The sequence below is a fragment of the Micromonospora sp. DT31 genome (genome assembly GCF_049841795.1).
Taxonomy (GTDB): domain Bacteria; phylum Actinomycetota; class Actinomycetes; order Mycobacteriales; family Micromonosporaceae; genus Micromonospora.
On record NZ_JBNCKZ010000004.1, the window covers coordinates 320,815 to 332,191 of the forward strand.

Here is an 11,377-nt window from a genome sequence, read left to right on the forward strand (position 1 = left end):
GCCTCAGTTTTTTGCCCTGCCGAAGTACGTCGGAATGCGATCCACGAGATCGAAGTGAGAGAGAGGTGACCGGAGGATGAGTCTGGCGTTGGCCCCCCTCGACGTGAGCGTCGACGTGGAGGCGAACCTGCCCTGCCGGAAGTTCGACCCCGACCTGTGGTTCTCCGACTCGCCCACCGAGCTCGAGCTGGCCAAGTCGCTCTGCGGGGACTGCCCGCTGCGCGTCGAGTGCCTGGCCGGGGCGGTGGACCGGGCCGAGCCCTGGGGCGTCTGGGGCGGCGAGATCTTCGAGCGTGGCGCGGTCGTCCCGCGCAAGCGGCCCCGTGGCCGTCCGCGCAAGGAGGACCTCGCCCGGGACGCGCAGCTCCGGGTCGAGGCGGAGGCGCGACTGGCGGCCAGTGGGCTGTCCGAGTCACGTGGCGCCGTCCGGCTGGCAGCCTGACACACCTACGTTCCACGACCAACCGAAGCCGGTGTCCCTCCACCGGCCGAACCGAGAGAGAAACCGATGCTGAACCTGTCGAACGGATTCGAGATGCAACTACTCCACGAAGCGTTGTCGAGGGCCCGAATGCGCCGGCCTCAGGCCGGTCGCACCACCACGAGCACTGAGGCAACCCGTTCCGCCCGTACCGTCGCCATGCGTGGCCGCAGCCAGTCGGCCCGCGACCTGGGCGTGCTGTAGGACGACAACCTGACGAAGGGGCGGTGACCGGATGGTCACCGCCCCTTCGTCCGTGCTCACGCCACCGGCGCGAAGCCGGGCAGCCAGCGTTCCAGGATCGACCGGTAGGGCGCCTTCGCCTCCAACTGGCACAGCACCCCGATCGAACCCAGCGTCACCCGGTGGATCATCAGGTACGACGGCGGCAGGTTGAGCTGCCGACTGAGCTGGTACGCGGGGGAGCGAGGGCTGGCCAGCCGCGTCGCCTCGCCGCGCAGCCAGGCCCGGGAGAAGCGGAACTCGTCGGCCGCGATCGGATCCAGCATCGGGCGGAGGAAGTCGAGCACCGCGGCGGCGTCGATCGGCTCGGTGGGGCTGACGAAACCCTCCGCGCGCAGCCCCTCCACCACCGCGTCGGCGTCCCCGCGCAACGCCAGCGCCGCGATCCGCCCGATCGGCTCGGGCGTGCCCTCCGGCATCCGGGCCACCGCACCGAAGTCGATCACACCGAGCCGGCCGTCGGGCAGCAGCCGGAAGTTGCCCGGGTGCGGGTCGGCGTGCAGCAGGCCGGCCCGCTCCGGCGCGGAGAGGTGCAGCTCGGCCATCAGCCGCCCGGCCTCGTTGCGCTGCTCGTCGGTGCCCTCCCGGACGATCTGGGACAGCGGGATGCCCTCCACCCATTCGGTGATGAGCACCCGGGGGGCGGCGTCGAGCACCTCCGGGATGAAGATGTCCGGGTCGTCGGCGTACGCGGCGGCGAACGTGCGCTGCGACTCGGCCTCCAACTCGTAGTCCAACTCCTCGGCGATCCGCTCGCGCAGCTCGGCCAGGAGCGGCTTCACGTCCAACCCCGGCTGGATCGCCCGGAACATGCCGCTGAGCCGGGACAGCTGCTTGAGGTCGGCCAGCAGGGCGTCCCCGGCGCCCGGGTACTGGATCTTCACCGCGACGTCCCGGGAGCCACCGTCCGGGCCGGGGTCGCGCCAGACCGCCCGGTGCACCTGGCCGATGCTGGCCGCGGCGGCCGGGGTGTCGTCGAACTCCACGAACCGGTCGCGCCAGTCCGGCCCGAGCTGCTCGGCGAGCACCTTGTGCACGGTGGCCGCGGGCAGCGGCGGAGCGGCCTCCTGAAGCTTGGTGAGCGCCTGCCGGTAGGGGGCGGCCACCTCCTCGGGCAGCGCCGCCTCGAACACCGACAGGGCCTGGCCGAACTTCATCGCCCCGCCCTTGAGCTGCCCGAGGACGCTGAACAACTGCTCGGCGGTGCGCTGCTGGATCTCGGCGGAGATGACGTCGGACGCGAGGCCGGTGACCCGCTTGCCCATGCCGAGGACGGTTCTACCGGCGAACCCGAGCGGCAGGGCGGCGAGTTTGGCGGTGCGGGACACGGCCCGGCGCGGGATGTCGGTCACCCGGCCATTGTTACCGACTCGGGGCGTCCGCTGCTGCCGTGCGGGCAGTAGGAGGCCGCGCCGACCGGATCGGGCGACGCCCGGTGCAGGCGCACGAGGGGTGTGGCGACCACCGGCGGCGGCGCATGGCACCCGGTCCGTGGACCTCGACCGTGTAGCCGAGCGTCTCCGGTTCGCCGCCGTCGAGCTGGGTCAGGACCTCGGCCGCCGCGAGGGCGGTCGCCGCGAGTCGGGTGGTGGCCGCGCAGGCCCGCTCGCCGTGATCGACCGCGAGCTGGGCGGCCAGTGCCGGCCAGTCCGGGTCGCGGTCGCCGCGGTGCAGGTCGAGGCAGCGCACGCAGGGGCCGGCGGGCGGGCGGACCATCGGGCCGACCACCGGGACGCCGCCGCGCAGGTCGAGCAACAGGTGGGCCTGCCGGCGGCGGGCGTAGCCGGTGGCGAGGAGGTCGGCCGGGCGGTCGACGCCGAGGCGTACCACCAGGTCGGGGCGGGCAGCCCGCAGCGGGCCGCTGGCCGTGCCCGGTGCGCAGCGGTCCAGCGCGGCGCGTACGGCCGGGGCCAGGGGCCGGCCCAACTCGGCCGCGGTCAGACCGGTACCGACCAGGTCACCGGCGCGGACCGGGCCGACCAGATCCGGTACGACGTGCCCGACCCCGCCGTGGGCCAGCGCGACGGCGAGCGCGGCACCGAGCTGCCCCGTGCCGGTGACCAGCACCCGGGCGGCCCGGCGGCGACGCAACAGCCGGGCCGGGGTGCCGGGCAGGTCGGGTGTGGCCAGGGCCAGGGCGGTGGCCTCCGGCACCAGCCTGGCGCGGACCGCCCCGGCGAGGTCGCGGGGGAGCAGGGTCTGTGCCGGCACCACCAGGCCGGCGTCCCGCAGCGAGTCGAGCAGGGCGCGGGCCTCCTGGCGCGGCACCCGGGCGGCGGTGGCCGCGGTCAGCACCGCGCGCTCGCTGCGGGTGCCGTCGAGCAGGTCGAGCAGGTGGGCGGTGCCCGGGGAGGACATCTCCAGCAGCACCGCGCGGCCGGGCTGCACGCCGAGTTGGAGCGTGTGCCGGTCGCGCCAGAGCCGGGTCAGGCCGGGCAGCAGGGTCGGTCGGACGAGCGGCGTCGGGTCGGTCACGCCACCGATGGTGGCGTTCCCGCGCTCCGCATCGCTCGTTGTCCACAGGTGCGATGGGTCGTACCCAGCCCTGTCCACAACTTCCGGCCGGTTTTCCACAACCGGCCGGTAACTGTGTCGCCTGCCCGACAGGGGAGGGCGGTCCGAGCGCCACCCTCCCCGACCGAAGCGGGACGGTCAGACCTTGGCCTTGCCCAGGATGCGGTTCACTGTTGTGCCGCATACCGGGCACTTGCCCTTGGCCATGTTCATGCCGGTCTTCGAGACCTCCACGTGCCCCTCGAAGTCCCGCTTCTCCTTGCACTTCACGCAGTAACCGTTGTAGGTCTGGGCCTGGTCGGCCACGGTAGCCTCCTCGTCTCGTCCGCCGGAGGTGTCCGGCGGGTGTCCGGCGGCGGAGCACGCATGGCTCCGACGCCAGGGGTGTTCTCCGCGGTCAGTCACCTGACCGTGGTTGGCGGACCCTACCCAGGTCTGGGCGGTTCCATGTCAGATGCACGCCGACTCTGTGAGCAAGTCGACGTCGAGTGTGCATGCCGAGTAACGTCAGATAAGTCAGTTTCGCGCGGACACGCCGGGTAAATGCGCCCGTCCCCGCTTCGCGCACCCCGCCGACGGTGACTCCTGTAGATCACTTAACGTGAGCGCGGGCCCCGAGGTGATGGTCAACTTCCGCCGCAAAGAAATTTTCTGGACTCCTGACGACCAACCGTCATTTTCCGGGCGCGTGTTGTCGTGTTGACTCTTGCGGAGTCCTGGTCAGTACGCATTAGCTTTCCTTCGTGACAGTCAACCGAGGCTGCGCGGACCGGTAATGACCGTGACGCGGAAGCCCGTCGTCGAGGTGCGGCGCAGCCCGCGTCGGCGGCGCACGGTGTCCGCGTACCGGGACGGGGAGCGCGTCGTCGTGCTGATCCCCGACCAGTTCTCCCGGGCCGAGGAGAGCGAGTGGGTCGACCGGATGCTCGCCCGGCTCGCCGCCCGGGAGGGCCGGTTCGCCCGCTCGGACACCGAACTGCTCGCCCGCGCGGTCCGACTGATCGACCTCTACCTGGCCGACCACAGGTCGAAGGCGGTGCCGGCGAGCGTCCGCTGGGTCACCAACCAGAACGGCAGATGGGGTTCCTGCACGCCGGCGGACCGCACCATCCGGATCTCCCACCGGATCCAGGACATGCCCGACTGGGTGATCGACTACGTGCTCCTGCACGAGTTGACGCACCTGATCGTTCCCAGCCACAACGCGCAGTTCTGGGCCCTGGTCGCCCGCTACCCGAAGTCCGAGCGGGCCCGCGGCTACCTGGAGGGCGTCGCCGCCACCGCGCTGCCCTGACTCCGCCCGTCCCCGGAGCCCACGATCTCGACGGGCGAGGCGGCTGGTGCGCGGGTGGGGGCGGCGCCGGTCGGCGTTAGGGTCGGTGGATGTCTCGACGTGTGGTGGTGGCGTTGCTCGGCCCGGTGACGTGGTCCCCGCCGGGGGTCGAGCCGGCACGCTGGCGCACCGCCCTCGCCGAGGACGTGGTCGACCTGCTCGCCATGTTGAACGAGGTGGAGACCGCGGTGGCGGTGACGCCCGCCGACCGGTGGCTGGCCGACGCGGTGGTCTGGCCCGGCACGACCGTGTGGGAGGTGCCCGTGCCGACACCCGACGCGGTGTTCGCGGCGCTGTCCCGACCCGGTCCGGCGTCGGTCGGACCCGGCGCGGCGACCGGTGACGACCAGATCCCCGGCTACGACCAGGCGGCCGTGGTGGCCGCCGACGCGCCGGACGTACCCGGGTTGACGCTCGGCAAGCTGCTCCGGCCGCTGTCCAGCCGGCCGGTGGCGGTGGCGCCGGTGGAGGGCGGCGGAAGCGGACTGCTGGGGGTGGCGGCGCGGCTGCCCGCACCGCGGTGGCTGCCGGCGCTGGACCTCGACACCACCACCCCGGCGCAGGTGCGTGCGGCGGCGCCGCACCCCGGGGACGTCGCGGTCACCGCCGGCTGGCACCGGCTCCGCGGCCCGGCCGACCTGCGCACGCTCGACCCGGCCGTCGAGGGCTGGGAGGCCACCCGGGCGTTGTTGTCCGGCCGCCCCGGCTGACCGGCGACGCGGGCGGCGCCGCCCGGCCCCCGAGCACCGGGTGGAACGCGACGGGCCGGCACGGACATGTCCGTGCCGGCCCGTCCCGTGCGGCGTCAGCGCTTGTCGTCGTCCTCGCCCGGCGTCGGTTCCTCCGGGGCGCCCGGCGCGGTGAAGTCGAAGTTGGCCAGCTCGTCGTCCAGGTCGGTGCTGGTCGCGGCGAACGCCTCCGGTGCGGCGAAGTCGTCGTCGGACGGCAGCAGGTCGGGGTGGCCCCACACCGCGTCCCGGCCGGCGATGCCGCGGTGCTCGGTCAGCGCCGCCCACAACACGGTGGCCTCCCGCAGCCGGCGGGGCCGCAGTTCGAGGCCGACGAGCGCGGCGAACGTCTGCTCCGCCGGTCCGCCGGCCGCCCGGCGGCGGCGGAACGCCTCGCCGAGGCTCACGACATTGGGCAGGCGGTCACCGGCGGCGCTGTCGACGACGTGGCACACCCAGCCCTCGACCAGGGCGAGCACCGTTTCCAGCCGGGCCAGCGACGCCTTCTGCGCGGGGGTGTCCTCCGGTGTGAAGATGCCCTCCAGCGCGATCGCCTGCATCGACTCCGGGTCGGTCGGGTCGACCCGGCCCATCGCCTCCTCGATCGCCTCCCGGTTGACCCGGATGCCGGCGGCGTAGTTCTCCACCGCCGTCAGCACGTGCCCGCGCAGCCACGGCACGTGCTGGAACAGCCGCTGGTGGGCGGCCTCGCGCAGGGCCACGTAGAGGCGTACCTCGTCCTCGGGCAGCTCCAGGCCCTCGCCGTACGCCCTGATGTTGGCGGGGACGAGCGCCGCGGTGCCGGCGGGGCCGAGCGGCAGGCCGATGTCACCGGCGGAGAGCACCTCGGCGGCGAGTGAGCCGAGCGCCTGGCCGAGCTGGCCGCCGAAGAGCGCGCCGCCGAGCGTGGCGACCATCGACTGCATCGGGCCGAGCTGGGCGCGGGCCTCCGGGGGCACCAGGTCGCCCATCGCGCCGACCATGCGGCTGGCCACCGGGTCGCAGAGCTTGCGCCACACGTCAAGCGTCTTGAAGATCCACTCGTTGCGGTTCCAGGCGACCGAGGTGCGGATGCCGGAGGGCCACGAGGTCGCCGGTTCCAGCCACAGGTCGGCGATGCGCAGCGCGTCCTCGACCGCGTTGCGCTCGAACGGCGAGACCGCCGGGTCGCCCGCGGCGGCGAGCTGGCTGGCGGCGACCTGCCGGGCGAGGTCCCAGTTGACCGGTCCGCTGCCCGGCGCGGACAACAGGTGCTGCAACTGCGACATGAACTGCTGCATCTGCGCGGGATCGTTGGGGTCCGGTGGTTGACCACCCGGGAGCGCGAAGCCGAACGGAATATCAGGCACGACGTCTACGGTACGCGGAGCGCGCCGCAGGTCGGGTCACTCGGCGTTGCGCTGAGGGCGAAGTCCGCCGGTCACCGCGCCGGACGGCGGGAGTCGGATCGGTACGCTCTGGCGCATGAGACGTCGTGGCGTGACCGTCCTGCTCGGTGCACTGCTCACCGCCCTGCTCAGCGTCGGCGTGCTGAGTGTCCCCCTGCCGTACGTGGTGCTCGGGCCCGGTCCGACCGTGAACACGCTCGGCTCCGCGGACGGCAAGGAGATCATCCAGGTCACCGGGCGGGCGACGTCCACCTCCGCCGGGCAGCTCCGACTCACCACGGTCGGGGTGCAGCCCACCGTGCGGCTCCGGTCGGCGTTGGCCGGCTGGTTCTCCCCCGACGAGGCGGTGGTCCCGCGGGAACTGGTCTACCCGCCGGGCGAGTCGCGGGAGGAGGTCGAGAAGCGCAACGCGGAGGACTTCCAGAACTCGCAGACCAGCGCCGAGACGGCGGCCCTGCGGGAGCTGGGCTACCCGATCCGGGTGCTGGTCAAGGCGGTCACCGCGGGCGGCCCGTCGGTCGGTCTGCTGGAACCGGACGACGTGGTCACCACGGTCGACGGCACGCCTGTGACGAGCGCGGCCAGGCTGACCGAGCTGATCCGGACCAAGCCGGCCGGCACCGCGTTGAAGATCGGCTACACCCGCGACGGCGTCCCGGGCACCGCCACGGTGACCAGCCGGGAGCAGGACGGCCGGCCACGCATCGGCGTCGAGATCGACCAGCAGCAGCCGCACCCGTTCACGCTGAAGATCGACCTGGGTGACATCGGCGGGCCGAGCGCCGGGCTGATGTTCACGCTCGGCATCATCGACAAGCTGGAGCCGGCCGACCTGACCGGCGGGAAGATCATCGCCGGTACCGGCACCATCGACGACGAGGGGCGCGTCGGGCCGATCGGCGGCATCGCGCAGAAGCTGGTCGGCGCGAAGGAAGCCGGCGCGAAGGTCTTCCTGGTGCCCGCCGACAACTGCGTCGAGGCGGTGCGCAACCCGCAACCGGACCTGCCGCTGCTGCGGGTGGCGACGCTCGACGACGCATTGACGGCGCTGGAGACGCTGCGCGCCGGGGGACAACCGACGCGTTGCTGAACTGCGCCGGCCCCGGTGGTCGCGTGCGGATCGTGACGTGACCTTGACCCGGCCTGCTCAGGAGGACCCCGTACTCTTGGTGCCTGGTCGGAGCCGATCACATCGAGCGTGCGGAGCCAACAGTGGTCATGCGTAGCAGTCCCTTGCCGAGGATGAGCCGACGCGGGCGCGTCACCATTGGTGTCCTGGTCGGGGTGTTCGTCCTGTTCACCCTGCTCGGCTGGGGGGTCAACGCCTGGACGGACTGGCTCTGGTTCGACGAGGTCAGCTACACCCAGGTCTTCACCGGCGTGCTCACCACCCGCCTGCTGCTGTTCCTGGTGATCGGCGTCGGCGTGGCGCTGATCCTCGCCGGCAACCTGTGGCTGGCCTACCGGCTGCGACCCCGGATGCGCCCGCACTCGGCGGAGCAGGCCACGCTGGAGCGCTACCGGATGCTGCTGAGCCCGCGGCTCGGCAGCTGGATCGCGTTGGTCAGCGTCGTCGTCGGGCTCTTCGCCGGCCTCTCCGCGCAGAGCCGGTGGAGCCAGTGGCTGCTGTTCCGCAACGGCGGCGACTTCGGCGTGAAGGACCCCGAGTTCGGCATCGACGTCGGGTTCTACGTCTTCCAGCTCCCGTTCTGGCGCTACCTGCTGGGCATCGGCTTCACCGCCGTGGTGCTGGCCCTGCTCGGCGCGCTCGCCGTGCACTACATCTTCGGCGGGGTGCGGCTGCAGGGCGTCGGCGACCGGATGACCAACTCCGCGCGGGCCCACCTCAGCTCGCTGGTCGCCGTGTTCGTGCTGCTCAAGGCCGTCGCGTACGTGTTGGACCGGCGCGCCATGCTGCTGGAGTACAACGACAGCGCCAAGCTCTACGGCGCCGGCTACGCCGACGTGAACGCGCTGCTGCCGGCGAAGGAGATCCTCGCCTGGATCTCCATCGTGGTGGCGATCGCGATCATCGTGTTCTCCAACGCCGTCATGCGGAACCTGGTCTGGCCGGGCATCTCGCTGGCCCTGCTCGGCGTCTCCGCGGTGGCGATCGGCGGCATCTACCCGTGGGCGGTGCAGACGTTCGAGGTCAAGCCGAGCGCCCGGGACAAGGAGGCGCCGTACATCCAGCGCAGCATCGAGGCCACCCGCACCGCGTTCGGCCTCAACGACACGAAGACCACGCCGTACGCGGCGAGCAACCTCGTGCCACCGGCGAGCCTGGCCACCGACACCTCCGTGGTGTCGAACATCCGGCTGCTCGACCCGCAACTGGTGTCCGAGACGTACACGCAGCTCCAGCAGGTGCGTGGTTTCTACGACTTCGGTTCGAAGCTGGACATCGACAGGTACACGCTGGAGAACAAGACCTCCGACTACGTGGTGGGCGTCCGTGAGATCAACTACGGCGAGCTGACCGACCAGCAGAGCAACTGGATCAACCGGCACACGGTCTACACGCACGGCTACGGCCTGGTCGCCGCCCCGGCCAACCAGGTGGTCTGCGGTGGTCAGCCGTACTTCGTCTCCGGCTTCCTGGGCGAGAAGGCGCAGGAGGCGTGCTCCTCGCCGACCGAGGAGATCCCGGCCCAGCAGCCGCGGATCTACTACGGCGAGCGGATGGAGCCGGGGGACTACGCGATCGTCGGGCAGAACGGCGACCGCAACGTCGAATTCGACAGGCCCACCTCCACCGGTGGCGAGCAGTACTACACCTACACCGGCGAGGGCGGCGTCAAGATCGGCTCGTTCCCCCGCCGCCTGCTCTACTCGATCAAGGAGCAGGAGCCGAACTTCCTGCTCTCCGAGGCGGTCAACGAGAACTCGAAGCTGCTCTACGTGCGCAACCCGCGTGACCGGGTGGAGAAGGTCGCGCCGTTCCTCACCCTCGACGGCGACCCGTACCCGGCGGTGGTCAACGGCCGCGTGCTGTGGGTCGTCGATGGCTACACCACGGCGGCGACCTACCCGTACGCCGAGCGGGTCAACCTCCAGGCGGAGACCGCCGACGAGCTGACCGGCCGGGGCACGTTCCAGCTCGCCCGGGAGAACGTCAACTACATCCGCAACTCGGTGAAGGCCACCGTCGACGCGTACGACGGCACGGTGAAGCTCTACTCGTACGACGACACCGACCCGGTGCTCAAGGCGTGGAACAAGGCGTTCGGCGGCGACCTGGTGCTGCCCAAGGGCGACATCCCGGCGGAGCTGGGGGCGCACTTCCGCTACCCGGCGGACATGTTCAAGGTGCAGCGCAACCTGCTGACCAAGTTCCACGTCACCGACCCCGGCGACTTCTACTCCGGCCAGGACTTCTGGCAGGTGCCTAACGTGCCGGACGCGCCGGACAGCGGGCAGAAGCAGCCGCCCTACTACCTGTACACCCAGTTCCCCGGGCAGCAGGGGCCACGCTTCCAGCTGACCTCCGCGGTCACCCCGAACGGGCGGCAGAACCTCGCGGCGCTGGTCTCCGGTTCGTACGTGGAGGGCAAGCCCCAACTGGAGGTGCTGGAGCTGCCGGACCAGACCCGGATCTCCGGGCCGACCCAGGTGCACCAGCAGATGACGAACAACGGTGACATCCGGCAACAGCTGAACCTGCTCTCCTCCAACCAGGCCCAGGTGCAGTACGGCAACCTGCTGTCCCTGCCGTTCGCCGACGGCATGCTCTACGTCGAGCCGGTCTATGTGAAGAGCAGCAGCCAGGACGCGTACCCGCTGTTGCAGAAGGTGCTGCTCTCCTACGGTGACGGCGGCTCGTACGTGGTGCTCGCCAACAACATCAGCGACGGCATCAAGCAACTCGTCGAGCAGGGCAAGCGGGCGCAGACCGGCACTCCGCCGCCGAGCAGCGACGACACCGAGAACCCGCCGCCGTCCGGGGGCAACACCAACACGCCGCCGCCGATGACCGGCGAACTGGCCCAGGCGGCCGGCCAGGTGCAGAGCGCCATCGCCGAGGTCAAGGCCGCGCAGGCGTCCGGTGACTTCGAGCGGTACGGGCGGGCGCTGAAGGCGCTGGACGAGGCGATGGCCCGCTTCCAGCGCGCCCAGGCGGGAGCGAACGGCTCGGCCACCCCGGCCCCGTCGGGCAGTGTCTCGCCACCCGCACCGACCTCGCCGGCGCCGACGCCGGGCGGCTGACGCCGAGCTGACGCCACGAGCCCGTGGTCCGGGACCGAAACGGTCATCCGGATCGCGGGCTCGTCGCGTTCCGGGCGATCGGGGCGCTCCGCCGCGGTGCTGGACCGGGGCCGTTTTGCGCCTCCCCGGGTCGGTGCGCTACGGTTACCGAGCCGACGCGGGGTGGAGCAGCTCGGTAGCTCGCTGGGCTCATAACCCAGAGGTCGCAGGTTCAAATCCTGTCCCCGCTACTCGTGCGGAAAGGCCCCGGAGTTCGTTCCGGGGCCCTTCCGCCGTTCCGGGCCCGGTTCGCCGTGCGGGTCGGCCCCGCGCTGTGCGGCCCGCGCCGGGGGCGCCGGGAGGCGGCGGTGCGGAATCCGGTACCCGCCTGATCTTCCCCGTGGGCATGCGATAGGCTGTACATACCGACGCGGGGTGGAGCAGCTCGGTAGCTCGCTGGGCTCATAACCCAGAGGTCGCAGGTTCAAATCCTGTCCCCGCTACT

General features: G+C 71.8%; 9 protein-coding genes and 2 tRNA genes. 7 read left to right on the top strand and 4 right to left on the bottom strand.

Going from position 1 to position 11,377, the window contains the following annotated elements; translation table 11 throughout:
* Nucleotides 1-76 precede the first annotated feature (76 nt).
* On the top strand, nucleotides 77-442 hold the full coding sequence (locus ACLQ2X_RS09990; RefSeq protein ID WP_425680684.1) for a WhiB family transcriptional regulator: 366 nt from the start codon (nucleotides 77-79) through the stop codon (nucleotides 440-442).
* Nucleotides 443-741: 299 nt separating this feature from the next.
* Here the strand turns inward: ACLQ2X_RS09990 and ACLQ2X_RS09995 are convergent, their stop codons facing one another.
* From ACLQ2X_RS09995 to ACLQ2X_RS10005, 3 genes are all read right to left on the bottom strand, one after another.
* Entirely contained in the window at nucleotides 742-2,076 is a 1,335-nt protein-coding gene (locus tag ACLQ2X_RS09995; RefSeq protein ID WP_425680685.1) for an ABC1 kinase family protein, read from the bottom strand.
* A gap of 10 nt (nucleotides 2,077-2,086) precedes the next feature.
* Nucleotides 2,087-3,199: a hypothetical protein gene (locus tag ACLQ2X_RS10000; protein ID WP_425680686.1), complete on the bottom strand. Its 1,113-nt coding sequence runs from the start codon at nucleotides 3,197-3,199 to the stop codon at nucleotides 2,087-2,089.
* A 177-nt stretch (nucleotides 3,200-3,376) separates the two neighbouring features.
* Nucleotides 3,377-3,544 carry a DUF5679 domain-containing protein gene (locus tag ACLQ2X_RS10005; RefSeq protein ID WP_007464795.1) on the bottom strand — a complete coding sequence of 56 codons (168 nt, stop codon included), beginning with the start codon at nucleotides 3,542-3,544 and terminating at the stop codon, nucleotides 3,377-3,379.
* Between the two features lie 469 nt (nucleotides 3,545-4,013).
* Here ACLQ2X_RS10005 and ACLQ2X_RS10010 point away from each other — a divergent pair, with 469 nt between their 5' ends.
* The gene (locus ACLQ2X_RS10010; protein WP_425680687.1) at nucleotides 4,014-4,532 is read left to right on the top strand and encodes a M48 family metallopeptidase; all 519 of its coding nucleotides are present in this window, start codon (nucleotides 4,014-4,016) and stop codon (nucleotides 4,530-4,532) included.
* An 89-nt stretch (nucleotides 4,533-4,621) separates the two neighbouring features.
* Nucleotides 4,622-5,281, top strand: coding sequence for a hypothetical protein (locus tag ACLQ2X_RS10015; RefSeq protein ID WP_425680688.1), 660 nt, complete (start codon nucleotides 4,622-4,624; stop codon nucleotides 5,279-5,281).
* Between the two features lie 95 nt (nucleotides 5,282-5,376).
* Here ACLQ2X_RS10015 and ACLQ2X_RS10020 read toward each other — a convergent pair whose 3' ends face one another.
* Nucleotides 5,377-6,648 carry a zinc-dependent metalloprotease gene (locus ACLQ2X_RS10020; protein WP_425680689.1) on the bottom strand — a complete coding sequence of 424 codons (1,272 nt, stop codon included), beginning with the start codon at nucleotides 6,646-6,648 and terminating at the stop codon, nucleotides 5,377-5,379.
* A 115-nt stretch (nucleotides 6,649-6,763) separates the two neighbouring features.
* Between ACLQ2X_RS10020 and ACLQ2X_RS10025 the strand changes: the two genes are divergently transcribed.
* The 4 genes from ACLQ2X_RS10025 to ACLQ2X_RS10040 all read left to right on the top strand — a co-directional run bounded on the left by ACLQ2X_RS10025 (nucleotide 6,764) and on the right by ACLQ2X_RS10040 (nucleotide 11,375).
* Nucleotides 6,764-7,777 (top strand): YlbL family protein, encoded by a 1,014-nt coding sequence (locus tag ACLQ2X_RS10025; protein ID WP_425680690.1) that lies wholly within the window; start codon nucleotides 6,764-6,766, stop codon nucleotides 7,775-7,777.
* 128 nt (nucleotides 7,778-7,905) lie between these two features.
* Nucleotides 7,906-10,893, top strand: a complete 2,988-nt coding sequence (locus tag ACLQ2X_RS10030) for a UPF0182 family protein (protein ID WP_425680691.1) — start codon at nucleotides 7,906-7,908, stop codon at nucleotides 10,891-10,893.
* A gap of 156 nt (nucleotides 10,894-11,049) precedes the next feature.
* A tRNA-Met gene (locus ACLQ2X_RS10035) sits at nucleotides 11,050-11,123 on the top strand.
* Nucleotides 11,124-11,301: 178 nt separating this feature from the next.
* Nucleotides 11,302-11,375 (top strand) — tRNA-Met (locus tag ACLQ2X_RS10040).
* Nucleotides 11,376-11,377: the final 2 nt, after the last annotated feature.